The organism is Mesorhizobium loti, from assembly GCF_003148495.1.
In the GTDB taxonomy this organism is placed as follows: Bacteria; Pseudomonadota; Alphaproteobacteria; order Rhizobiales; family Rhizobiaceae; genus Mesorhizobium; species Mesorhizobium loti.
The window spans coordinates 611,678-633,603 of record NZ_QGGH01000001.1 but is presented as its reverse complement, the minus strand read 5'-3'; the positions used below and the strand labels follow the sequence as shown (position 1 = coordinate 633,603).

The following is a 21,926-nucleotide window of genomic DNA, read 5'->3' as shown; positions in this document are numbered from 1 at the left end:
TTCCTGCGCCTGCCCTTGCGATCAGCACGTGAAACCGGTCAACTTCCGGCTGATTTCCCCAGAACCCCGATTTCCCAAGACATAGGCAGAATGCATGTTCTTCGCTTCCGACAACTGGGCAGGCGCCCATCCCGATATCGTTGCCGGCCTGTCGGCCGCGGCCGGCGGCTTTTCCACTGCCTATGGCGACGGTGCGCTCGACCAGGCCGTCTATCAGCGCTTCAGCGAGATTTTCGAACGCGAGGTCGCGGTGTTCTTCGTCGCCACCGGCACGGCCGCCAACTCGCTGGCGCTGACCACTTACAACAAGCCGGGCGGCATTTCCTTCGCCCACCGCGAATCGCATGTCATCGAGGATGAATGCGGCGCGCCGGTGTACTTTTCCGGCGGCTCGCGCCTGCATGACATCGATGGCCCGCTGGGCAAGATCGACCCGCACAATCTGAAAAGGACCATTGGCCGTTTCGCGCCCGAAATCGTCCATTGGGGACGGCCGATGGCTGTTTCGATAACCCAGTCGACCGAGGTCGGCACCATCTACGGGCTGAATGAGATCGAGACGATTTCGGCGATCGCCAAGAAGTATTCGGTGCCCCTGCACATGGACGGCGCCCGCTTTGCCAACGCGCTGGTCGCGCTTGAGACCACACCGGCCGAAATGACCTGGAAACGCGGCGTCGACATCCTCTCCTTCGGCGGCACCAAGAACGGCTGCTGGTGCGCCGAAGCGATCGTGCTGTTCGATCTCGACCGCGCCAAGGAGCTGGCCTTTCTGCGCAAGCGCGCCGCCCAGCTGTTTTCGAAATCGCGTTTCGTCGCGGCGCAGTTCGAGGCCTATTTCAAGGACGGATTGTGGCTGGATACCGCCCGCCACGCCAACGCCATGGCCGCGCGCCTTGCCGCGGCGATCGAGGATTCGGCCACGGCAAAGCTGGCCTGGCTGCCGCAGGCAAACGAGGTGTTCGCGGTGATCAAGAAGGCCGAAGCCGAAAAGCTGCAGGCAGCCGGTGCCGCCTTCTACGACTGGCACAAGCCGCATGGCTTTGACGGTCATATCGGCGAGGACGAGTTGCTCTATCGCTTCGTCACCAGCTTTGCGACGACGGCCGAAGATGTCGACCGCTTTGGCCAGCTGATTGCCTGATAGACCGGGACAATGGAACACAGCGGATCAGGTTTGAGGACACATCGGCGGTTTTGCCGTTCGCTTCACTGGACGGCTCAGTTGCGGGCGGTGCTGGTCACGATACTGCTCGCTTCCAGCCTGCAAGGCGCTTGGTCCCAGACCTGTTCGATGACGGCCGCCAACGGATCGTATGGCGTGGTGGACATCCTGAGCGGTGCGGCTGACGATACGACGACAACCTTCTCGATCAATTGCACCGGGACGGCCAACCAGACGGTGCGCCTGTGCGTCGAACTGTCACCCGGTCAGACGAACGCCGCCGGCAATCGCCGGCTGGCGTCCGGCTCGGAGCGGCTGGTGCATGAACTCTACAGCAATGCGACGCGAACGACGATATGGGGATCGTGGGGCCTGGCGACGACAGCCTACGGCCTCTATCCCATCGGGACGACCTACGATCTCGGCCTCGGTTCCTCCGGCAGCGCCAATGCTACGCTGACGGTTTACGGCAGGGTATTCTCCAACCAGACCACCTCGGGACCTGGATCATATACCTGGACCATGACCACCGCGCCCGCCGCCGCCTATGACTACAGGACTGCCGCGGCGTGCCCGACAGGCAGCCGGCAAGCCACCTCCAGCGGCTCCACCTGGACCGCGACAATCAACGCGAACTGCAACGTTTCGGCCACCAACGTGAATTTTGGCTCGGTCGGCGTGCTGGCATCGAATGCCGATTCGACGGGTTCGGTCACGGTTCAATGCACGGACGCGACCCCCTACAACATCGGGCTCGGCGCCGGAACCGGATCCGGCGCCACGGTCGCCAGCAGGAAGATGACGAGCGGCATCAGGACTGTGACCTATTCGCTCTACAGCGACACCGGTAGGACCACCGTCTGGGGAAACACGATCGGCACCAACACCGCTAGCGGCACCGGCACCGGGCTGGACCAAGCATACACCGTATACGCCCGCGCCCCTGCGCAGACCACGCCTGCGCCTGGAACTTACACCGATACAATCGTCGTCACGGTCACCTACTGACAGGCCACAGGCGGCGGCCCCTATGTCAGCGGCAGGCGACCGGAATGACCACTTGCCCGTTTGCTTTCGGCGTGTAGCCGAACGCTGCCTGGCACGACCCCTTGGCGGTTTCGGCGGCGACGATGTTCTCGCGTGCCAGTCCCTTCACATAGGCGCGCCCGTCATAGCCGATGACGAAGTCCTGATTACCATTGATCGTGCCATGCGACCCGGCCTCGAGCGGCTGTCCATCAGGCCCCGACAGGATGAGGACGGCCGCGTCCACATTCGTGCGAACCCGGAAATCGACCCGAACTCCAGCCCGGTCGGCTGGCGCGATGACGTCCTGCGTTGTCGCGACGTCGGCGTCGACGGGCAGGTTGGTCGTGTCGATGGCGATCTTGTTTCTCTGATAGGAGCGCAGGCGCGGCAGCAGCAGCCGGCCCTTTGCATCGGTGACGCCCGACGGTCGGTTTTCGTAGAGCACGCCGACATTCGGCAAGCCTGTTTCGATGACGGCGAAACTGTCGTCGATCCGGTCTGTCAGGAAGATGCCGGATCCCATCGTTGCGATCGCCCCGTCGAACTGGGCTGTCGCCGTGGTGCCGGAGTTCGAACGGGCGACGTCGGCGTCGGCACGCCCGTGGGAAGAACGATAAGAGACCGCCGCGGAGCCCTCCGCGGATCGGCCTTGGGTGACGCTGGCCCGCCAGCCAAGGCTTCCCGGTTCCTCGCCGAGCGGCTTGCTCACGTCGGCGATCACGTCGAACCTGCCCCTGGCGGCGGAAATGGCCGTCGATGCCATTGTATCGCCGCCGATCGGGATCGACAGCCCGGCGAAGAGGCCGGCGTTGCGTCGCCCGCCAAGTTCGGCGAACGCGGTGGCATTGAGATAGCCGAAAGGCAGCGTTCGCGAATAGGAGGCGGTGAGTATCCTGGAGCTTTCGCCGCAGGCCGGTGTCAGATCGATGTAGCTTGCGCTGATGCTGCCGCTGTCGAAAGACAACGGGGTTCCGACGGAAATGCTGTTGACCATCTTCGGCGGCCTGGATCGGGACGAAGCATCAGCGGCGCCTGGATCGAATGACAGCAGATTGAGGAAGGCGTGACCGGCCGTTCCGCCGTCCTGAAGCCGATCGGTCACCGAGGCGAGATCGTCATAAGAACCGAAGGTCATCTGCGAACTGGCATTGATGCTGAGGGTCCGGACCCTGATCTCGAATGAGGCATAGGACTGCAGGCCATTGCCCGCTTCGCTGCGGCTGCCAGCCAGCGCGAACGAGGCGATGCCTAGCGAGCCGGTGCGCACCGCCATGCCGAGCCCGCCATTGACCAGATCCTTGCCGGCCTCCGCGTGGCTTTCCAGCGTCAGCCAGTCGTAGATACCCTTTCTCAGGCTTGCCGATATGACAGGCTGATTGGCGGCATAGGCATCCGACGTCGTCGCATAGCCGTGCCTGGGCAGGCCGGCCTCCAGCGAGAAGTCGAAGAGGCCTGGCTTTAGCAGGCTGGGCGAGGCGTAGAACGGTACGCTCGTGCGCGTCTCATGGCCGGCCGCATCGCGCAGCACGACAAGTGCCTCGCCGCCACCCGTGGTGACTGGAATGTCGGTGATCTGGAACGGACCCGTGTCAACCGTGTGCGAATAGGTCTTCAGGTCGTTGACATAGACGTCGACCGTCGACGGCACTGCCGCGCTGCCGCTCACCGAGGCAAGCGGCTGCGTGATGAGGTCCGCTCGAAGCCCGAAATTGCGGCGCGCCTGAAGCCCGCCAATGCGTATCGGCCGGGTCCAGGCAAAGCCGCCGGAAATCGCATCGCCAGCCTGATATGTCGTCAGCGTCGCCGGGTCCGAATAGGTATAGGCGGTGTCGAGCCTCAATGCATCGGTGCGTCCATTGTCCGCCAGCCGCAGGATCGCCGACTGGCCGAACGTGCCAACCGGCGAAAAGGCCCTCGCGTCGAGGGTTGTGGAAACACCGCTGAAGGAGAAGCCGCTTGCGCCGGGCTCCTGCCGCGACGCCGCGAACAGATTGTAGTTGAGGACACCGCCGAACCCTGCCTGAATATCCGGCGATGCCTCGTGATCCGGCGCCGCGTCATATGACATTGTCCCGCGCAAGCCATTGCCGATGGTCAGGAAAATGCGCTGCTCCGCCACCTCGTAGCGGTAAGCCAACCCCTTGATATTGTCGAGCATGATGGTTGCGGCGTTGGATCGGCCCTTGCCCGGATCCAGTCCCAAGTCCCGCAACTCATCCGGCTTTGCGCCCAGATGCCGCCCGTCGGTAGATACGAATGCCGCGATCTGATTGGTTGGAGCGCCGTTGATGAAGACTTCGAGTTGAAGCTGCTGGACCGCCCCCGAAGCCTGATTGGATAGTGTCAGCGCGGCGGCCAGTGTCGACATTGCCAGCAGGCAAGCCGCATTCACGGTGCAGCGACAACCGGCGCAACGGCGTTGATCGTGCCATCATTGCCTTGACCGGAGATCGAGACCGATCCCTTGGCGGCAAATTTGCGCCCGCCGGCTGGTGCCGTCCAATGCATTGCCGACCGGCCGAGCGCATATCCGACGAGCCCGCCCCCGAATGAGATCTTGTGTCCACCTGCGTCACGCAGCGAAAGTGCGGAGATGCGCAGGCGCATACCGCCCTTGTTTCGGGCCGAAACGATCAGCCGCCCGGCCTGCCTCGAGACAGTCCAGTCGACGGCCGGCGGCGTTTTTTGTGGAGAGCTGAAAAAGACCGGAATAGAGTGGCGAATCAGCAGTCTCACGGTGCCGGTCCTTGTGCGGTTGGCATCAGGAAGTTCGTCCACCAGAAGACGATAGGCTTCCTCGGCCGCTATGGGCCGCTTCGTCACGCGCACGATGCGTACGACATAGCCGGCGCCAGGCACGAGCGTGACGGCGGGAGGCGAGGCAACGACATCCTCCGTCGGCGTCAGGGATTCGTTGCCATTCACTTGCGTCCAGCGAAAAACACGAATCTGCACATTGGTCGGCGTCGGTCCTTCGTTGCGAAGCGTGATGGTCGACGATGCACCGGGAGCCACGACGTCGACGAGGGCGGGTTGCACCTGGAGGGACTCCGCCCATACCGGCGCACCGCTGAAAAGCAGTGCTCCCGCCAAAATCCAAGCCAGCTTTGTCCAGCTCATTTCCCGCTCCCCCAAATGCCGACCGCCAAGTGACAGCCTAATCCTAATAGGTCACCGTGACCGTTACCGTGTCCGTATAGGCTGCTGGCGCAGGCGTGGACTGCGTCGGCACGCGTCCATATACGGTAAAGCTCTGGGCAGAACCGGTGCCCGTCGCCGAAACCGTGTTGGTTCCGATTGTGCTGCCCCAAACGGTCGTTCTGCCGCTGTCGCTGTAGAGTGAATAGGTAATCGTCGAGGCGCCATTGGTCATCTTGCGCGCCGCAACCGTCGCGCCCGAACCAGTGCCGGCGTCCAGACCAATGTTGTACGGGGTGGTGTTCGTGCACTGAACCTGGACCGTCGACGTCTGGTCGACATTGGCCGCAATGACGCCCGATGAACCGAAGTTCAGCGTCGAAGCGCTGCTGATCGTGCAGGATGCGGTGATGGTCATCTGCACGGTCATGTTTGTTGTCGTCGTCGTAGCGCTTGCCTCACCGCTGAAAAGCGCTGAGATGGCCAGGCACGCTGCTGTTTTGCGCCACATTCGAAGAGGGTCCTTTTCCAGTGTTTCAGTGAGAAGGCGAGCCGGGTTGGACGCTGCGAAGCCGTGAATGAGCCGAACTGGAATATGTTCGAGCATGGTTAATAAGTAATTGATTATTTAGAACAAGCTAAAGAAAGATAGAGGAGCCGCTGATGGGCAGCAGAGGCAGAGCGGACCTTGCGTATCGACGGCATTCACGCAACGGCGGGTTCGGATGGCAAACCGGAATCAAAAACCCCTCGTTTTCGACCGCAGCCAAAATCGAGGGGTGGAACCAGTCAGGCGGCGCCTTTCGGCGCCGCCTTGCGTTGGGAGGCTATTGGTTTAGTTGGCGGTCTTGGCCTCGATCTGCTTGGCTTTGGCCGAAGACGCCGTAATGGCGATCTTGCGCGGCTTCAGTTCCTCAGGGATGTTGCGCTTGAGATCGACGAAGAGCAGGCCGTTCTTCAGCGAAGCACCGACGACTTCGACGTGGTCGGCAAGCTGGAAGCGACGTTCAAAAGCCCTCGAGGCAATGCCGCGATAGAGCAGTTCGGACCCTTCGCCGGTACCCTCGTCCTTGCGCTCACCTTTCACGGTCAGCACGTTGCGATGGGCTTCGATCGAGATCTCCTCGTCCGAGAAGCCGGCAACCGCCATCGAGATGCGGTAGGAATCCTCGCCGGTGCGCTCGATGTTGTAGGGCGGATAGGTCTGCGCGCCATCCGGCTGCGCAAGCGAATCCAGCATCGTGAAGAGACGGTCGAAGCCGACGGTCGAGCGATAAAGCGGGGAAAAATCAACGTGACGCATGAGGTGTTCTCCTGTTGAGCAACATGGTTTGCGTATGGCCGGTGCGAAACCCTTGAGCGGCGTTTCGGCTGGACCAGCGGCCCCGACATTGGCGACCGCATGAGACATTTGGGGAGCGCTCGAAAGCATTTCAAGATTTCACCTTGCGGTAAAAGGCGTGGGGCCGGTCCCTTGATGAACGGCAGATGAACCGGTGCTTCGGCGCGCGTTCAGACAGCCGGCGCTAGAGTGCATTCCAGGATCAAGGATTGGCGGCGCCGATTGCACAACAAGCGCCGCAACGAGGCCGAACCGGGTGTAACGTCCCTTCCTCCCGGATCGACAGAGGCCGGAAGCACGCTTTCAAGCGGCTTCCGGCCTTCCCCGTTGCAGCCTCCCGTCACCGGGAATTCACCGGGAATTCCTTGGCTTTTGGCGCATGGGCGTCTATCACCTTAGCGGAGCCGGCCAGCGCAGGCGGGCATGCGAGACGCCGAGCACGAAGCGCCGAATGACGGATCTTTTCACCGAGAACTCCCTTTTTCACGAAATTGAGGGCAATCCGCGGCCGGAAAACGCCACCGGCGGCTTCTTCACGACGCGTGACCGCAAGAATATCCGCTACGGCCTGTTCGGCGCGGTCGCTCGCCCGATGAAGGGCACCGTGGTGCTCCTGTCGGGCCGCAACGAGTGCATCGAGAAATATTTCGAAACCATCCGCAACCTTGCCGATCGCGGCTTCGGCGTCGCCACCCTCGACTGGCGCGGCCAGGGCGATTCCGACCGGCTGATCCGCGATCGCCAGCGCGGCTATGTCAGGAGCTTCCGCGACTATACGGCAGACCTCGAACAATTTTTCGAGGAGATCGTGCTGCCCGATTGCCGCGGCCCGTACTACATCCTCGCCCACTCTGCCGGCGCCACGATCACGCTGCTTGCCGCGCCGTCCATGGTGAACCGCGTGCGGCGCATGGTGCTGATCGCGCCCTTCCTGACACTGCCCGATCTGCCGGTCTCGATATCGACGGTTCGCCGCGTCTGCTCGTTGTTCTGCGCTCTCGGCCTCGGCCGGCTCTATGCCGCCTGGGGTCCGCGGCCGAAGGTGACGGCCCCCTTCGAGACCAACAAGCTGACGTCTGACCCGGTACGCTATCGGCGCAACACGCGGCTCTACGAAGAACATCCGCAACTAGCGCTTGGCGGTCCGACGATCCGCTGGCTGCGGGAAGCCGCGAAAGCCTCCGAAGCCGTCAGCGATCCCGACTTCATGGCAAGAATTCAGGTTCCCATGCTGATCATCGCCGCCGGCGCCGATCAGGTCGTCTCGACCAAGGCCGTGGAAGCCTACGCCAGGCGTCTGCGGCTGGGCTCGCTGCTGATGATCGACGGCGCACGTCATGAAATCCTGCAGGAAGCCGACATCTACCGCGAGCAGTTGCTCGCCGCCTTCGACGCCTTCATTCCCGGCAGCGACGACCCGACTGCCTGATAGGCGCCGGTCGCCGGTTCATGGCCGGCGGGCAAACTCCATGATCCAGTTGGTCTCCCAGGTCGCGCCGCCATCCTGCGAAAAGGCCTGCTCCCAGCGCGCCGTGTTTTGCGCGATCTCCGACCAGAGGAAACCAACCTGGATCGGCCGGCCGTCGAAGACGTCCTCACACAGGAACGTGCCGACGCCGTCGACGAACGCGCCGCGCACCGGCACGTCGATGGTCAGGGGGATGCGGCCATCGATCCACCAGATCGACCATTGCCGTGTCGCCGGATCGAAGGTCCGCACCGTTGCGGCACGATAGGCGCCATCCGGCAGTTCGATCACATTGTCGTCGACATTGCCGAGGCCGCCGAGCAGCGGGCGCACCTCGCATGTGCCGCCGAATACGTCCCAGTTGGTGTCGCCCGCCAGGCGTCTTTGCAGCCTTCGATGGCTGACATCCCAATTGCCGAAGAAGAAGTTGAAATCGCTGCGGCCGTCCGCCGGAATGTCATGGGCGCGGCTGGTTGTTGAGTGCGTCGGCATGTCTGGTTCTCCCTCTGGCAATGACCCTTCCATAGCCGGTGCCTACTGACACCCTGTTGTCAGTTGCGTGAGCCAACCAGCGCCCGCGGCACGCAAAGTGCTAAAGATTCTGACAGCCCGCATCGCTGCGGAATGCTCATCTGCCCGCGTCGAACTGAACGCCATGGAGATGAGATCATGACCGAGAACACCTGCGCCGCCTGCGATTGCCAGCTGGACGCCAACCCGATCCGCGTCAAGGTCGGCGGCAAGACCGTCGAAGTCTGCTGCGAGGAATGCGCGCAAGCGCTGAACGAAGCCGGCGCCTCCGCAGCCGGCACTAGGGAGGACTGAGCGATGCGCCCCGTCCATACAGCAGCGGCGCAATGCCTGGCCGGCCCTGTCCCGGCACGGGCGCCGACAATCCGCACCGCGACCATGCAGCAGTCCCTGGGTGCACACTTCATTGTGGCCGCTGGCTGGATCAGCCGCCAGATGGAAAGGCGCCGAAGCCGCCGCGCTCTGCTCGAAATGACCGACGACCAGCTCAAGGACATCGGCCTGTCGCGAAGCGAAGCCTACTCTGAATCCATCCGCCGGTTGTGGGATTGAGGAACGGCCTGTCGGGAAGTCTCCTGACAGGAATGGGCAGACCGATTGCGTAGAATGCCCTGCAATGCCGGAACAATGTTCCGGCGCAAAGGGAAGATCGCAACGGCCATGTCGCAATTCATTGTACAACCGCTTCTCGACACCGGCACCGTCAGGGTGCGGGACGTCGTCTGCAGCGGCGAATGCCGGCACCGGAGCGAAGAAGAGTACACGTCGGCCACGCACCTGGTGTTTCCCTACCGCGGCGTTTTCGTGCGCCACGTCGGCCGCCAGGATGCCGTTGCCGAGGCCAACCAGTTGCTGTTTTTCAACGAGGCGGAAGCCTATCAAATCAGCCATCCCGTCGAAGGCGGCGATTCCTGTCTCGATCTCGTCGTCGAGGAGGCTCAGCTGCTTGAACTGACGCCGAAGGAACAGTTGCGCACCGGCGGTGCCGCTCCAGCCTTTCGCCGCCAGCGCCGGCGCATCGACCCGCGGGCACAGGCTTTGGTGGCTTTGCTGCGCCACAGCCTGAGCCGCAAAATCGCCGAAACGCTTGAGGCCGAAACCCTGGCGCTGACGCTGGTGCGGCGCTCTCTTGGCGAGCGGACCTCGCATGTCGCCGGCGCCAGCCCGGGACGGCAGAAGCTGGTCGACCGCGCCAAGCTTGTGCTGTCTTCGGATCTGTCACGACGCTGGACGCTGGCCGAAATCGCCACCGAGGTTGGCGTCTCGCCGGTCTATCTCACGCAGGTGTTCCAGCAGGTCGAGGCCATGCCGCTCTATCGCTACCATCTGCGGCTGCGGCTGGCGCGCGCGCTCGACCTGCTGGGCAGCTACGACAATCTGACCACGCTTGGCATGGACCTGGGCTTCTCCAGCCACAGCCATTTCAGTTCCGCCTTCAGACAGGTTTACGGCCGCACGCCAGCGGAATTCCAGCGTTCGATCAAGCCGCGCTGAAATATGATGATCTCAGCCCCGCAAGGCAGCCATGGCTGCTGCGTGAAGCTCCGGCGTTGCTGCGGCGAGTACGTCGCCGCCCTTCTCCGCCGGCCCGCCATCGAATGTGGTGACGATACCACCGGCCTTCTCGATGATCGGGATCAGCGCCACGATGTCGTAGGGCTTCAATCCGGGATCGGCGACGATGTCGACACTTCCTGAGGCGATCATGGCGAAGGCATAACAATCGGCGCCGTAACGGGCGAGCTGGACCTGCTTCTCAAACTGGTCGTAACGCTCGCGCGCCGCCCCCTTGAACAGCGCCGGCGTGGTGGTAAACAGCGTGGCTTCAGCGAGATTGGTCGTCTTGCGCGTCGAAAGCTTGCGTGGCCCGCCCGGCCCTTCATAGTGGGAACCCGAGGCGTTGGCGTAGAACAGCTCACCGGTGAAGGGCTGCGCCATCATGCCGGCAACAGCGTCGCCATCGACCGTCAGCCCGACCAGAGTTCCCCACACCGGCAGTCCGGAGATGAAGGCGCGCGTGCCGTCGATCGGGTCGATCACCCAGACATGCCGGCTCGAAATGTTCTCGCTGCCGTGCTCCTCGCCCAGAATGCCATGGTCGGGATACTCGGCCGATATCAGCGCGCGGATAGCGCGCTCGGCCTCGCGATCGGCCTCGGTGACCGGGTCGAAACTGCCCTTCTCCTTGTTGGCAACCGCGCCCTGGCTGCGAAAGCGCGGCAAGGTCTCCGCCGCTGCCGCCTGCGCGATGCGGCGCATGAAATCGATGCTGACGTCCAACTGATTCTCCTGCATTGCAGCATGCCCGAGCCGGGCTTTGCCGCCACTTCCGTCCCAAAACAAGGGTGTTTATCGATTTATCCGCTGCGTTAGATGTTGCCAAAATGACACGACAGCATCATCGAAACGCAATTTCCACATCAGAGTGAATTAAAAAAGCCTGAAGGTCGCTTGACATTTGTGCAGCGCACAATACCCTCGACCTCGGACAGGTTCTCCTGTCCATGCCCTCCTTGGGCGTTTCCTCCCTAGACTTCGACCGTATCGTGCAAACGATGCGGTCTTTTTTTACGCCGCGATTCCCAACTCACTCCGCCGCCAGCGGCAGATCGATGAAATGGTGGTCGGGCATCGACATCAGGTCGGCTGAAAATCGCGTCAGATCGTCGGCCAGCGCGTCGAAGCCGGCGGCCTTCTCGAATGTCCGCTCGTTCATGTAGAGCCCTCGATTGACCTCGATCTGCAGCGCATGCAGATGGCGCGCCGGGCGACCATAGTGTTCGGTGATGAAGCCGCCGGCATAGGGTTTGTTGTGGGCAACCGTATAGCCCATGGCGGTGAGCAGGCCGATCGCGGTGTCGGTCAGGGCGGCGGTGGCCGAGATGCCGAAACGGTCGCCGATGATGAAGTCGGGCCGCAGGCCGCTGTCGCCGACACGAATGCTCGCCGGCATCGAATGACAGTCGATCAGCACGGCAAAGCCGAAACGCGCATGGGTTCTGGTCAAAAGCCGTTTCAGCGTCTCGTGATAGGGTTTGTAGACGGCCTCGATGCGGGCGACCGCTTCGGCCAGCGGCAGGCGGCCGGAATAGATGTCGAGTCCCTCGCCGACCAGCTTCGGCACCGTGCCAAGCCCGCCCGCCACCCGCGCCGAGCGAATGTTGCAGAAGGACGGCACCGGCTCGGCGAACATGCGCGGATCGAGTTCCCACGGCTCGCGGTTGACGTCGAGATAGGCCCTCGGGAAATTCGCCGCCAGCAGCGGCGCGCCGAGCGCCACGGCGCCGCCGAACAGTTCATCCACATAACAGTCCTCAGACCGGCGGATGGCGTTGCGGTCCAGCCTTGCCATGGCAAGGAAGCGTTCGGGATAGTAGCGGCCGCTATGCGGTGAGTTGAAGAGGAAGGGGACGCGTTGCTCGGCGCCCGACCGGATTTCGAAGGGTGGAAAGACCGAAAAATCCTCGGCTGCCGTCTTCAATTTGAGCGAACCCGAAAACACCAGTGCATCATGATGTGAAAGTGCCACCTTGCTGGCCGCCTGTCCAGCATTTCAGCGGCCACGCCGCCGGGCAAATATGGATCATTGCCGTCCTCGTTCACTTGATGTTTACCCTCACCTCCTCATATACAGGATGGTTAACGGGCTTGCCCAACGGCAATCTCGGGCGGGTGATTCGGACGGGATATCATGGCACGCATTCTTCTGGCGGAAGACGACGACGATATGCGTCGGTTCCTCGTCAAGGCGCTGGAGCGCGCCGGTTACCAGGTCAGCGATTTCGACAATGGCGCCAGCGCCTATGAGCGGCTGCGCGAGGAGCCGTTCTCGCTGCTGTTGACCGACATCGTCATGCCGGAGATGGACGGCATCGAACTGGCGCGGCGCGCCACCGAGATCGATCCTGATTTGAAAGTCATGTTCATCACCGGCTTCGCCGCCGTTGCGCTGAACCCGGATTCCAAGGCGCCGAAAGACGCCAAGGTGCTGTCGAAGCCGTTCCATCTGCGCGACCTCGTCAACGAGGTCGAGAAGATGCTGCAGGCGGCCTGAGCCGCTTTCCAAGCCAATACATGTCGCCCAAAAGTGGTCCCGGTTCTGGGAAAACGACATGCATGAAACAAAGACCTGAAGCGCGGCGCGCTTTAGGATCGGCGCCCGTCCGCCGCTGCGGCGAGACGACGCCTTCTTTCCTTTTTCCTGCTATTGACGCGCTGGATCAAAAATGGTGTATGCGCGGCTTCGGATGGGCGTGTAGCTCAGCGGGAGAGCACTGCATTGACATTGCAGGGGTCACAGGTTCAATCCCTGTCACGCCCACCATCCAATCCAGACAATTAGACTTAGATCGACATCCTGGCCGGCTCGCCAGAGTTGGACGATTTCGTTCGCCCCAAGGGAAGCTGGATATTGGCGAGCTTTTCGAGCGCAACGCGCCCGTCCCGGCGTTGACCGGAATAGGCCACAGTCGATCAGATCATTGCGGCTCTGGATCGGGTGTATTTCCCGGCCTGTCCGGCGTGCCGCCCTTGCCTTCGCGACAAGGCTCGCCGATACCGCAGCATTTGCCGTTGTAGGTCACTCCAGGCTTCAGCTTGTCGCATTCCCTGGGAGCGGTTGTCTTGCAGCCGGCCAGCACCGAAACGGCGATGGCGGCCAAAAGGACGTTTCTTGAAACAGTAAACATGAGACGTTCTCCTGGATGGACCATGTTTGGACACACCGCTTGGTCGCGCCTCGGGAGAAATTGGTTCAAAAGAAAATTGCGATCACCCGTGAAAATCTTTGCGAGCTTGCCTTCGCCATAAGGCACATCGCCGATGCTGCGGCATTTGCCATGCTATGTGGTTTTCGGATTTGATTTATCGCATTGTCTTGTCGGCGTTGCCTGGCAAACCTGCCGTCATCGATGCCGTGAAACCGTAAGCAGGACATTCGCAACGTTGCATGCGAGAGAATTTTCCATGATTGATCGCGTTGGACTATGCAGGGCTCGGTCACCTCACCATCAGAAATGGTCCAGCACCGAAATCGGAATGGTTGGCGAAATTGCGCGCGTCCCCAAGGCGGCGATCGGGACCTGGGCTCCCGACATGCTGCCATGACTTCACAGCCTGGAAAGGCAAAGCTGTCGCCCTGGCCGAAGATCTATCGCGAACTGAAACGCGTGCGCACCCAATTGCAATCACCGTGGTCGACATTGAGCAGCGCGCTCATTTCGGCAAGGCAGAACGTTGAATACCGACGCGGCCTCGGCAAGCGGATCGAGGCGGCCCGCGAAACTTACGCGGCGTCGGCGATCTCGCGGATTGCCGACACCTTCATGCTCATCCGGATCATCGGCAACGATCTGGAACCGCGACACCGCAAAGGCCAGTCATACGACAACGTGCTGTTCATCCTGGAAAACGAACCGGCCTTCGAGGGATGCGAAAAATTCTGGATCGTCAACCGGATAGTCGACACCGACGAGGAAGCCCGGATCATCGGCCTGCTCGAAAGCCGCCTCCAGAATTTTCACACAATCCCCTTCGAGCTCGATGCGTACCGGAAGATATCCTGGGACGTCGATCGGCTTGCTGCCGGCGACCTCAGATTCTCGGAGAAAGGCCGGGCGAGCGGAGCACAGTCCGGGCGTTACGAAACGTACATTCGCCGCAGCAAGAACCTCTATGTGATGAACAACAATGGAGCTCGCAACGCCGCGCTCGCGATTGCCCGCGATAGGGCAAAATGGCTGATGCCCTGGGACGGGAACTGCTACCTGACAGGGTCTGCGTTCCAGCGGATACGGTCCGCGATCGAGAAAAACCCGCACCTTCCCTACGCCGTGGTGCCCATGGCGCGCATTGTCGACAACGCGCTTCTGCTGGACCAGGATTTCCAGCCGCCGGCCGAGGAAGAGCCGCAGATCATATTTCGAGCCGACACCACGCAGCTGTTCGACGAAAACTATGGCTACGGAAGGCGGCCAAAAATCGAGATGCTGTGGAGGTTGGGAGTTCCCGGCTCCTGGGATCGCTACCGCGACGACGCCTGGGATTTTCCGCGCCCGGCCCGGGCAGCGGATGCCGGGCTGTTCCAGAAAGCGGGCTGGGTGGCGCGTCTGGATTCAGGACGCTCGCATCTGGAGATCGGCAAGGCCGGCTTCGTCGCGCGCCTGGTCAGCCGCGATCGGGCGATCGTCGACATGGTCGATCAATGCGACGCCAGGGCGATCGCCGCTCGGCTTGATGCTTCCCGCCTGACTTTTTATGACGAAGACGCCCTGGCCCACGCGGTGAAGGACGCGCCCATCCTGCGCCATCTCGAAGCCGCGGCTGGACAGGCGCTCACCCGGGGTCCGTTCAGCGTGCTCGACAAGACTGGCCTGGCCCCCAGCGGGGATTCCCAGGACTATTTTCATCCAGCGCCCTATTGGTGGCCCGACCCCGACAGACCCGGTGGCCTGCCCTATGTTCAGCGCGATGGCGAACGCGTGCCTGGCACGGCATTGTATGAAGCAGGAAGCGAAACCTACGATCGCACGCGCTTGCAGCGCGTCTTCGACGACACGACCGTGCTTGCGCTGGCCGCAACCGTGCTTGGTGGACATCATTATGCCGCCCATGCCGCGGGGCTGATCCGCGCATGGTTTGTCGATCCCAGGACAAGAATGAACCCGCATTTGCGCTATGCGCAGGTGCGGTCGGGCCACGACAACAATGAAGGGTCCGGCTACGGCATCATCGAACTGAAGGATTTCTATTTCTTCCTGGATGCCGTGCGCCTGATCGAGCGAACAGGAGTGCTGGGCGACGAGGATCGCAGGGCGTTCAGAGCCTGGCTCGGTTCCTACTGCGAATGGCTGGACATCGCGCCGACAGCCGCAACCGCCTTCTACAGCAGCAGCAATCAAGGGACGTTCTACGATTTGCAGCGGGCATCGATCGCCACATTTCTTGGCGACAGCGCCATGCTGGCCAAGATCGGCCTTTATGCTCGGGAGAGACTCGCGGCCCAGGTCGCGGCCGACGGTTCATTGCCCAGGGAACTGTCCCGAACGCGCCCCAGGCACTACGCCATGTTTACCCTGCAAGGCTGGACGTCATTGGCCCGTATCCTGTCTTCGGTCGGCGACAATCTCTGGCAGCACCAGACCGCCGAGGGGCTGGGGCTGGTTCAGGCGCTGCGCTGGCTTGTTGCCCACGAGAACAAGCCACACACCATGTCGGCCGAAACTGTCGATCCGGATCGGCTTGGGCCGCTGCTTCTCGACCTGGCGAACCATGATCCTGTGGGGATGCCACCTGCCGACCTGGGAAGGTCGACCAAGCCCATTTTTCATCCAGATGAGGCGATCGCGCCTTTTTGGCTGTGGCGACGGCGTTAGAAGCCAGGACGTCATATCCGCGAGGGAATCCTCCCGGCTCAAACGCCCGCCACGGCGCAAAGACTCTTCATTCTGGCAACCGCCAGCTCCGGATCGGCCAGCAATCCTGCCTGGTCAGCAAGGCGGAAAACATCGGTATAATGAACAATGCCGCGCGCCGACTGCATGCCGCCGACCATCGCAAAATGGTCCTGATGGCCATTCAGCCAGGCCATGAAGACGATGCCGGCCTTGTAGTACTCGGTCGGCGCCTCGAAGATTTTTCGCGATAGCGGCACGGTCGGCGCCATCAATGCGTCATAGCCGGCTCGGTCCCTCTCCGCCAGCTTCGCCAGTGCTGCGTTGGCGACTGGCGCGATGGCGTCGAAAATGCCGAGCAGCGCATGCGAATGTCTTTTCTCGTCGCCGGCGATCAGTTCGGGATAGTTGAAGTCGTCGCCGGTGAACATGACGACGCCGTCCGGCAGGCGGTTCCTGAGCGCAACCTCCTTGCCGGCATCGAGCAGCGAGATTTTTATCCCCTCAACCTTGCCGGCGTGGCGTTCGATAATGGCAACCACTGTGTCGAGCGCGGTCTCGAAATCGCTGCTGCCCCAATAGCCCCTGAGCGCCGGATCGAACATGTCGCCCAGCCAATGCAGGATGACCTTGCCGGAGGCCTGGGACAGGATGCGGTCGTAGACGCTGACATAGTCATCCGGGCCCTTGGCCACCGCTGCCAACGCCCGGCTGGCCATCATGATCGCCTTGCCACCGAGCCCTTCGATGAAGGCAAACTGCTCTTCATAGGCCTTGATGACGTCGTCGATTGTTTTGGCGGCGCTCGGCGCCAGATGGTCGGTCCCGGCGCCCGAAGCGAGATCGGCGCCGGCAACGGTGCGCGCCTCGGCGATCGAGCGGCGGATCAGCTCCTGTGCATTTGCCCAGTCGAAACCCATGCCGCGCTGCGACGTGTCCATCGCCTCGGCGATGCGGAAGCCGAGCCGCCACAGATGGTGCCGGAACGCCATCGTCCTGTCCCAGTCGACCACCGGTCTTGACCACGGATCGGTCATCGCAAGCGGATCGGCAACGACGTGTGCGGCGGCATAGGCGATGCGCGAAAACCGCGCCCCGATCACCGGCTGCACGGGTTTGCCGACCAGCGTGTAGCGGTCGCTGCCGCCACCCTCACCAGGCAAGGAAATGTCCATCGATCTCTCCCTTTGCCGCGCCTATAAATGGAACGTTCCAATAAATCAAGAACCTTTAGGATTCAGAGCCCATTCACGGGCAAATGCTGCAGCGCAGCACGGAAAGCCTTGCGGGCTATGCCATTTGAGTACGGACAATCGATCTTTCAGGCCGACGAAAAAATCCTGATTGACTCGGCACCGAACCGGTGATTAGAACGTTCCAATAGATTTTGATCATGAAGTCGGGAGGATGCATCGGGATGGCCAGCCGGGCCAAGGCAACGATATTCGACATCGCCCGCGAAGCAGGCGTGTCCAAATCGACGGTATCGCTCGTGCTCCAGGGCAGCGGGCTGATCCGGCCTGAGACGACAAGCAAGGTTCGCAAGGCGATCGAGGATGTCGGCTACGTCTACAACCGCGGCGCCGCCAATCTGCGCAAGGCCCACTCCAACGTCATCGGCATGGTCATCAACGATCTCACCAATCCTTTTTTCGCAGAACTGGCGGTCGGCATGGAACGCGTCTTCCAGTCGGCTGGCATCGTGCCGTTCATCGCCAACACGGCGGAAAATCCGGTACGCCAGGAAGAGGTGCTGAAATCGCTGATGGAGCAAGGCGTCGCCGGCCTCATCGTGTCGCCGGCGCGCGGCACGACGCCGGGCGCCTTCCGGCGGATCGAGACGGCGGGCGTGCCGGTCGTCTTCGCCATGCGCCGACTGCCGGAAAGCCGCATCCCGGTGATCGCGCCCGACAATCATCGCGGCGCCTATCTTGCCGCCGCCCATCTCGTCGGCAAGGGGCATCGCCGGCTGGCCTTCTTCGGCGGCTCGTCCGACCTCGTGGTCTATCACGAGCGGCTCGGCGGCTTTCGTGAGGCCTGCGAGACGCTTGGCATCGCCGCCCGCGACATACTGATCGTCGAGGGCGAGACCAGCCGCAAAGGCGGCATTGCGTGCCTGGAAACCGCTCTCGCGATGGCTGAACCGCCGACCGCGGCCCTGTGCTTCAACGACGCGGTTGCCTTTGGCGCCATGCTGGCCCTGCGCAAGCGCGGGCTTGAGCCGGGAGCCGATTTCGCCGTCGTCGGCTTCGACGATGTGGTCGAGGCCGAGCATTACATGCCGGCTCTGACCAGCGTCGCGGTGGACTCGGCGGGCCTTGGCGAACGCGCCGCGCATGTCATGCTGAAAATGATCCAGTCGCGCACCACTCGGGCCGAGGATCATATCGGCGCGGTCAATCTCGTGGTCAGGGAAAGCTGTGGCCCGGATCGCCGCACCCGAAACAGGCCTGCAGGTTCGGGGGGCGCGGCATGAGCGTCAGATGGGGGTTGATCGGCGCCAGCACGATCGCCAGACAGTTCATGATCGACGCCATCCGCGCGCAAGGCGACGGCGAGATCGCGGCGGTGATGAGTTCCAGCCCGGAGCGCGCCACCGCCTATGCCGGGGAAAACCACATTCCGCTTGCCGTCTCGACGCTCGATGCCCTGCTCGGCGCCGACATCGACGCTGTGTACATCTCGACCACCAATGAATTGCACCTCGAGCAGGCGCTCGCTGCCATCAAGGCTGGAAAGCACGTGCTGTGCGAAAAGCCGCTGGCGCTGACCAGTGCCGATGCCCGAAAGATGGTAACCGCCGCCAAGGCTGCCGGCATCGTGCTCGGCACCAATCATCATCTGCGCAACGCCGGCGCGCACCGCGCCATGCGGGACGCCATCGCCGCCGGCCGCATCGGCAAGCCGATCGCCGCGCGCGTCTTCCATTCCGTCTATCTGCCTGAAAATCTGCAGGGCTGGCGCATCACTAGGCCCGAGGCGGGCGGCGGCGTGGTGCTCGACATCACCGTGCATGACGCCGACACGCTGCGCTTCGTGCTCGGCGACGACCCGGTCGAGGTGTCCTGCTTCACGCAGTCGGCCGGCATGGCCGGCAGCGGCCTGGAGGATGGCGCCGTGTGCATCTGGCGCTTCAAATCGGGCGTCATCGCCCAGTCGCATGAGGGCTTCACCACCAAATTCGCCGGCACCGGCTTCGAGGTGCACGGTTCGGAAGGCTCGCTGATCGCCAGCAATGTGATGACCCAGAAGCCCGACGGTTTGGTGCTGTTGCGCACTGCCAAGGGCGAGGAACAACTGAGCTTCGACCGCGATGATCTCTACACAAGATCTGTGCACCAGTTCCATGCCGCGATCAGCGGCCAGGGCCACCCTGCCGCCACCGGAGAGGACGGCATCTGGTCGCTGGCATCAGCCGAGGCGGCACTTCAATCGGCCAGTTCCGGCAGGGCCGTCAAGATCGACCCGAAACTCGGGAGCATGAATTGAGCAAGATCGTTTCGGCAGCGCAGGCAGCGGGCCTGATCAAGGACGGCATGGTCGTATCCGTGTCGTCGTCGAGCGGCCTCGGCTGCCCCGACGCCGTGCTGGCCGCGATCGGCGAACGCTTCGACGCCGAAGGCCATCCAAAGAACATCACCACGCTGCACCCGATCGCCGCCGGCGACATGTATGGCATTAGGGGTATCGACCATTTGGCCAAGCCCGGCCTGCTGAAGCGCACTTTGTGCGGCTCCTACCCGTCCGGCCCCTCCTCTTCCGAACCGCCGCAGATCTGGAAGATGATCGGCGACAATTCGGTCGCCGCCTACAACGTGCCGTCCGGCATCCTGTTCGACATGCACCGCGAGGCCGCCGCCAAGCGGCCGGGCGTGCTGACCAAGGTCGGCCTCGACACCTTCGCCGACCCGCGCCACCAGGGCTGCGCCATGAACGCCGCCGCCAGCGAACCGATCGTCTCGGTGCAGCAGTTCGACGGCGAGGAATGGCTCTATTTCCGTTCCATCGTCCCGCAGGTCTCGATCATCCGCGCCACGTCGGCTGACGAGCGCGGCAACCTCACCTATGAGCATGAGGGCGCCTATCTCGGCGGCCTCGAACAGGCGCTCGCCGCCCGCAACAATGGCGGTGTCGTCATCGCGCAGGTCAAGCGCGTCGTCGAGAACGGCACGCTGAAACCGCATGACGTGCGCGTGCCCGGCGTCCTGGTCGACCACATCGTCGTCGCGCCCGACCAATTGCAGACGACGCTGACATCCTACGACCCGGCGATCTCCGGTGAAATCTTCCGGCCGCTGTCGAGCTTCCGCAACGCCGAGATGAACGTCCAGAAGGTGATCGCGCGCCGCGTCGCCATGGAGTTGCGCGACGGCATGGCCGTCAACATCGGCTTCGGCATCTCGGCCAATGTGCCGCGCATCCTTCTCGAGGAAGGCCAGCACGGCAAGGTCACCTGGGTGATCGAACAGGGCGCGGTCGGCGGCGTGCCGCTGCTCGACTTCAAATTCGGCTGTTCGTCGAACGCCGACGCCTTCATGCCCTCGCCACACCAGTTCATCTACTTCCAGGCCGGCGGTTTCGACGCCTCGCTGTTGTCCTTCCTGCAGATCGACCGCCATGGCTCGGTCAACGTCTCGAAACTTTCGGCACGGCCGCATGTGACGGCCGGCGCCGGCGGCTTTGTTGACATCACCGCACGGGCGAAGAAGATCGTCTTCTCCGGCTTCTTCAACGCCGGGGCAAAACTCTCATTGGCCGATGGCGGCATCCGCATCGACCAGGAGGGCAAGGTCAAGAAGGTCGTCGCGGAGGTCGAGCACATCTCGTTTTCGGGCAAGCGGGCGGTCGCGCAGGGACAGGACATCACCTATGTCACCGAGCGCTGCGTGATGAAGCTGACGCCGGAAGGTCTGGTCGTCACCGAACTCGCCCCGGGCATCGATCTGCAGCGCGATGTGCTAGCGCAGTCGGAAATTCCGTTGGGCGTTGCCAAGGACCTCAAGACGACACCGGGAGCTCTCTACCTGGACCAGCCGATCGGCCTATCGCTGAATGGCGGCGCCTCGCTCGGAGGGGCGCATGGCTGAGTCTCTAGTCACCTTCGAACAGGATGGCGCCATCGGCATCGTCACGTTGCGCCGGCCGGAGAAATTCAACGCGCTCGACATCCCGATGCTGCGCGCGCTGGAGACAGCGCTCGACGCGGCCGAGGGCGCGGACGGCGTGCGCGTCGTGCTGCTGCGCGGCGAAGGCAAGGGCTTTTGCGCCGGCGGTGATGTCGAGGCGTGGGCGCAGATGAGTGCCGCCGATTTCCAGGTGCAATGGGTGCGCTACGGCCACCGCGTCTTCGACCGGCTGGCGCGGTTGCGGCAGCCGACCATCGCCGTTTTGTCCGGCCATGCGCTGGGCGGCGGCCTGGAACTGGCTGTGGCTTGTGATTTCCGCGTGGCGGAGACACAGGTGAAATTGGGCTTCCCCGAAACCTCGATCGGTGTCGTGCCGGGCTGGTCCGGAACGCAGCGCGCCGTGCGCCGTTTCGGCGCGCAGACGGTGCGGCGCATGGCGCTGGGCGGCGAGATCCTTCTCGCGGCTGAAGCGCTGGCCCTGGGCGTGGTCGATCGGGTGGTCGAGACCGGCAAGGCACATGACGAAGCCAAGGCCTGGGCCGAAAAGATCGCCGAGCGCGGACCGCTGGCGACGGAAGCCGCCAAGCTGATGATCGCGGTCGCCGAAGGTGAGGAAAGCGCCGCCGCCACGGAAGCGCTGGCCAGCGGCTTCATCGCCATGACCGGCGACCTCAAGGCCGGTGTCGGTGCCTTCAAGGCCAAGCAGAAGCCGGCCTTTTCGAGATCCTAGAGGAAA

General features: G+C 62.8%; 21 protein-coding genes and 1 tRNA gene. 13 read left to right on the top strand and 9 right to left on the bottom strand.

Going from position 1 to position 21,926, the window contains the following annotated elements; genetic code table 11:
* Positions 1-94: 94 nt before the first annotated feature.
* Both C8D77_RS03310 and C8D77_RS03305 read left to right on the top strand, forming a co-directional pair.
* Entirely contained in the window at positions 95-1,144 is a 1,050-nt protein-coding gene (locus tag C8D77_RS03310) for a threonine aldolase family protein (protein WP_109659268.1), read from the top strand.
* A 12-nt stretch (positions 1,145-1,156) separates the two neighbouring features.
* On the top strand, positions 1,157-2,173 hold the full coding sequence (locus C8D77_RS03305) for a Csu type fimbrial protein (protein WP_109659266.1): 1,017 nt from the start codon (positions 1,157-1,159) through the stop codon (positions 2,171-2,173).
* A gap of 25 nt (positions 2,174-2,198) precedes the next feature.
* Here the strand turns inward: C8D77_RS03305 and C8D77_RS03300 are convergent, their stop codons facing one another.
* The 4 genes from C8D77_RS03300 to C8D77_RS03285 form a co-directional block, all read right to left on the bottom strand.
* Positions 2,199-4,562 (bottom strand): fimbria/pilus outer membrane usher protein, encoded by a 2,364-nt coding sequence (locus C8D77_RS03300; RefSeq protein WP_127262986.1) that lies wholly within the window; start codon positions 4,560-4,562, stop codon positions 2,199-2,201.
* 20 nt (positions 4,563-4,582) lie between these two features.
* On the bottom strand, positions 4,583-5,314 hold the full coding sequence (locus tag C8D77_RS03295; protein WP_215732036.1) for a fimbrial biogenesis chaperone: 732 nt from the start codon (positions 5,312-5,314) through the stop codon (positions 4,583-4,585).
* 43 nt (positions 5,315-5,357) lie between these two features.
* The gene (locus C8D77_RS03290; protein WP_109659262.1) at positions 5,358-5,843 is read right to left on the bottom strand and encodes a Csu type fimbrial protein; all 486 of its coding nucleotides are present in this window, start codon (positions 5,841-5,843) and stop codon (positions 5,358-5,360) included.
* 324 nt (positions 5,844-6,167) lie between these two features.
* Complete coding sequence (locus C8D77_RS03285; RefSeq protein ID WP_109659260.1) at positions 6,168-6,635, bottom strand: Hsp20 family protein; 468 nt, start codon at positions 6,633-6,635, stop codon at positions 6,168-6,170.
* 490 nt (positions 6,636-7,125) lie between these two features.
* Between C8D77_RS03285 and C8D77_RS03280 the strand changes: the two genes are divergently transcribed.
* Positions 7,126-8,103, top strand: coding sequence for an alpha/beta fold hydrolase (locus tag C8D77_RS03280; protein ID WP_109661225.1), 978 nt, complete (start codon positions 7,126-7,128; stop codon positions 8,101-8,103).
* Positions 8,104-8,121: 18 nt separating this feature from the next.
* Here C8D77_RS03280 and C8D77_RS03275 read toward each other — a convergent pair whose 3' ends face one another.
* Positions 8,122-8,634, bottom strand: coding sequence for a DUF1579 domain-containing protein (locus C8D77_RS03275; RefSeq protein WP_109659257.1), 513 nt, complete (start codon positions 8,632-8,634; stop codon positions 8,122-8,124).
* Positions 8,635-8,811: 177 nt separating this feature from the next.
* Between C8D77_RS03275 and C8D77_RS37465 the strand changes: the two genes are divergently transcribed.
* The 3 genes from C8D77_RS37465 to C8D77_RS03265 all read left to right on the top strand — a co-directional run bounded on the left by C8D77_RS37465 (position 8,812) and on the right by C8D77_RS03265 (position 10,167).
* Positions 8,812-8,967, top strand: coding sequence for a hypothetical protein (locus tag C8D77_RS37465; RefSeq protein ID WP_164548773.1), 156 nt, complete (start codon positions 8,812-8,814; stop codon positions 8,965-8,967).
* A 3-nt stretch (positions 8,968-8,970) separates the two neighbouring features.
* The gene (locus C8D77_RS03270) at positions 8,971-9,225 is read left to right on the top strand and encodes a DUF1127 domain-containing protein (RefSeq protein ID WP_109659255.1); all 255 of its coding nucleotides are present in this window, start codon (positions 8,971-8,973) and stop codon (positions 9,223-9,225) included.
* Positions 9,226-9,333: 108 nt separating this feature from the next.
* Positions 9,334-10,167: an AraC family transcriptional regulator gene (locus C8D77_RS03265; RefSeq protein ID WP_109661223.1), complete on the top strand. Its 834-nt coding sequence runs from the start codon at positions 9,334-9,336 to the stop codon at positions 10,165-10,167.
* Between the two features lie 12 nt (positions 10,168-10,179).
* Here C8D77_RS03265 and hisN read toward each other — a convergent pair whose 3' ends face one another.
* Together hisN and C8D77_RS03255 are read right to left on the bottom strand one after the other, a co-directional pair.
* Positions 10,180-10,953: a histidinol-phosphatase gene (gene hisN / locus C8D77_RS03260; RefSeq protein WP_109661220.1), complete on the bottom strand. Its 774-nt coding sequence runs from the start codon at positions 10,951-10,953 to the stop codon at positions 10,180-10,182.
* 307 nt (positions 10,954-11,260) lie between these two features.
* The gene (locus C8D77_RS03255) at positions 11,261-12,202 is read right to left on the bottom strand and encodes an N-formylglutamate amidohydrolase (RefSeq protein WP_109659253.1); all 942 of its coding nucleotides are present in this window, start codon (positions 12,200-12,202) and stop codon (positions 11,261-11,263) included.
* Positions 12,203-12,364: 162 nt separating this feature from the next.
* Between C8D77_RS03255 and cpdR the strand changes: the two genes are divergently transcribed.
* Together cpdR and C8D77_RS03245 are read left to right on the top strand one after the other, a co-directional pair.
* Positions 12,365-12,727: a cell cycle two-component system response regulator CpdR gene (gene cpdR, locus C8D77_RS03250; RefSeq protein ID WP_006199474.1), complete on the top strand. Its 363-nt coding sequence runs from the start codon at positions 12,365-12,367 to the stop codon at positions 12,725-12,727.
* 195 nt (positions 12,728-12,922) lie between these two features.
* A tRNA-Val gene (locus tag C8D77_RS03245) sits at positions 12,923-12,997 on the top strand.
* 154 nt (positions 12,998-13,151) lie between these two features.
* Here C8D77_RS03245 and C8D77_RS03240 read toward each other — a convergent pair.
* On the bottom strand, positions 13,152-13,361 hold the full coding sequence (locus tag C8D77_RS03240; RefSeq protein WP_109661218.1) for a hypothetical protein: 210 nt from the start codon (positions 13,359-13,361) through the stop codon (positions 13,152-13,154).
* A gap of 414 nt (positions 13,362-13,775) precedes the next feature.
* Between C8D77_RS03240 and C8D77_RS03235 the strand changes: the two genes are divergently transcribed.
* A complete protein-coding gene (locus C8D77_RS03235) occupies positions 13,776-16,046 on the top strand; it encodes an alginate lyase family protein (protein ID WP_109659250.1) in 2,271 nt (756 codons plus the stop codon).
* Between the two features lie 38 nt (positions 16,047-16,084).
* Here the strand turns inward: C8D77_RS03235 and C8D77_RS03230 are convergent, their stop codons facing one another.
* Positions 16,085-17,239 (bottom strand): dihydrodipicolinate synthase family protein, encoded by a 1,155-nt coding sequence (locus tag C8D77_RS03230; protein WP_109659248.1) that lies wholly within the window; start codon positions 17,237-17,239, stop codon positions 16,085-16,087.
* Positions 17,240-17,481: 242 nt separating this feature from the next.
* Between C8D77_RS03230 and C8D77_RS03225 the strand changes: the two genes are divergently transcribed.
* From C8D77_RS03225 to C8D77_RS03210, 4 genes are read left to right on the top strand one after another with little or no spacing between them, the layout of a single operon-like run.
* Complete coding sequence (locus C8D77_RS03225; RefSeq protein ID WP_109659246.1) at positions 17,482-18,540, top strand: LacI family DNA-binding transcriptional regulator; 1,059 nt, start codon at positions 17,482-17,484, stop codon at positions 18,538-18,540.
* Positions 18,537-19,553, top strand: a complete 1,017-nt coding sequence (locus C8D77_RS03220; protein ID WP_109659244.1) for a Gfo/Idh/MocA family protein — start codon at positions 18,537-18,539, stop codon at positions 19,551-19,553. The genes C8D77_RS03225 and C8D77_RS03220 overlap by 4 nt, the downstream gene beginning before the upstream one ends.
* A complete protein-coding gene (locus C8D77_RS03215) occupies positions 19,550-21,151 on the top strand; it encodes an acyl CoA:acetate/3-ketoacid CoA transferase (protein WP_109659242.1) in 1,602 nt (533 codons plus the stop codon). Before C8D77_RS03220 ends, C8D77_RS03215 begins: the two co-directional genes overlap by 4 nt.
* Complete coding sequence (locus C8D77_RS03210) at positions 21,144-21,920, top strand: enoyl-CoA hydratase/isomerase family protein (protein WP_109659240.1); 777 nt, start codon at positions 21,144-21,146, stop codon at positions 21,918-21,920. The genes C8D77_RS03215 and C8D77_RS03210 overlap by 8 nt, the downstream gene beginning before the upstream one ends.
* The last annotated feature ends 6 nt before the right edge of the window (positions 21,921-21,926 follow it).

Excerpts from the sequence above, each read along its gene's own strand:
- C8D77_RS03310 (WP_109659268.1), top strand. The coding sequence starts at position 95 with ATGTTCTTCGCTTCCGACAACTGGGCAGGCGCCCATCCCGATATCGTT.
- C8D77_RS03305 (WP_109659266.1), top strand. The coding sequence starts at position 1,157 with ATGGAACACAGCGGATCAGGTTTGAGGACACATCGGCGGTTTTGCCGT.
- C8D77_RS03300 (WP_127262986.1), bottom strand. The coding sequence starts at position 4,562 with ATGTCGACACTGGCCGCCGCGCTGACACTATCCAATCAGGCTTCGGGG.
- C8D77_RS03295 (WP_215732036.1), bottom strand. The coding sequence starts at position 5,314 with ATGAGCTGGACAAAGCTGGCTTGGATTTTGGCGGGAGCACTGCTTTTC.
- C8D77_RS03290 (WP_109659262.1), bottom strand. The coding sequence starts at position 5,843 with ATGTGGCGCAAAACAGCAGCGTGCCTGGCCATCTCAGCGCTTTTCAGC.
- C8D77_RS03285 (WP_109659260.1), bottom strand. The coding sequence starts at position 6,635 with ATGCGTCACGTTGATTTTTCCCCGCTTTATCGCTCGACCGTCGGCTTC.
- C8D77_RS03280 (WP_109661225.1), top strand. The coding sequence starts at position 7,126 with ATGACGGATCTTTTCACCGAGAACTCCCTTTTTCACGAAATTGAGGGC.
- C8D77_RS03275 (WP_109659257.1), bottom strand. The coding sequence starts at position 8,634 with ATGCCGACGCACTCAACAACCAGCCGCGCCCATGACATTCCGGCGGAC.
- C8D77_RS37465 (WP_164548773.1), top strand. The coding sequence starts at position 8,812 with ATGACCGAGAACACCTGCGCCGCCTGCGATTGCCAGCTGGACGCCAAC.
- C8D77_RS03270 (WP_109659255.1), top strand. The coding sequence starts at position 8,971 with ATGCGCCCCGTCCATACAGCAGCGGCGCAATGCCTGGCCGGCCCTGTC.
- C8D77_RS03265 (WP_109661223.1), top strand. The coding sequence starts at position 9,334 with ATGTCGCAATTCATTGTACAACCGCTTCTCGACACCGGCACCGTCAGG.
- cpdR (WP_006199474.1), top strand. The coding sequence starts at position 12,365 with ATGGCACGCATTCTTCTGGCGGAAGACGACGACGATATGCGTCGGTTC.
- C8D77_RS03240 (WP_109661218.1), bottom strand. The coding sequence starts at position 13,361 with ATGTTTACTGTTTCAAGAAACGTCCTTTTGGCCGCCATCGCCGTTTCG.
- C8D77_RS03235 (WP_109659250.1), top strand. The coding sequence starts at position 13,776 with ATGACTTCACAGCCTGGAAAGGCAAAGCTGTCGCCCTGGCCGAAGATC.
- C8D77_RS03230 (WP_109659248.1), bottom strand. The coding sequence starts at position 17,239 with ATGGACATTTCCTTGCCTGGTGAGGGTGGCGGCAGCGACCGCTACACG.
- C8D77_RS03225 (WP_109659246.1), top strand. The coding sequence starts at position 17,482 with ATGGCCAGCCGGGCCAAGGCAACGATATTCGACATCGCCCGCGAAGCA.
- C8D77_RS03220 (WP_109659244.1), top strand. The coding sequence starts at position 18,537 with ATGAGCGTCAGATGGGGGTTGATCGGCGCCAGCACGATCGCCAGACAG.
- C8D77_RS03210 (WP_109659240.1), top strand. The coding sequence starts at position 21,144 with ATGGCTGAGTCTCTAGTCACCTTCGAACAGGATGGCGCCATCGGCATC.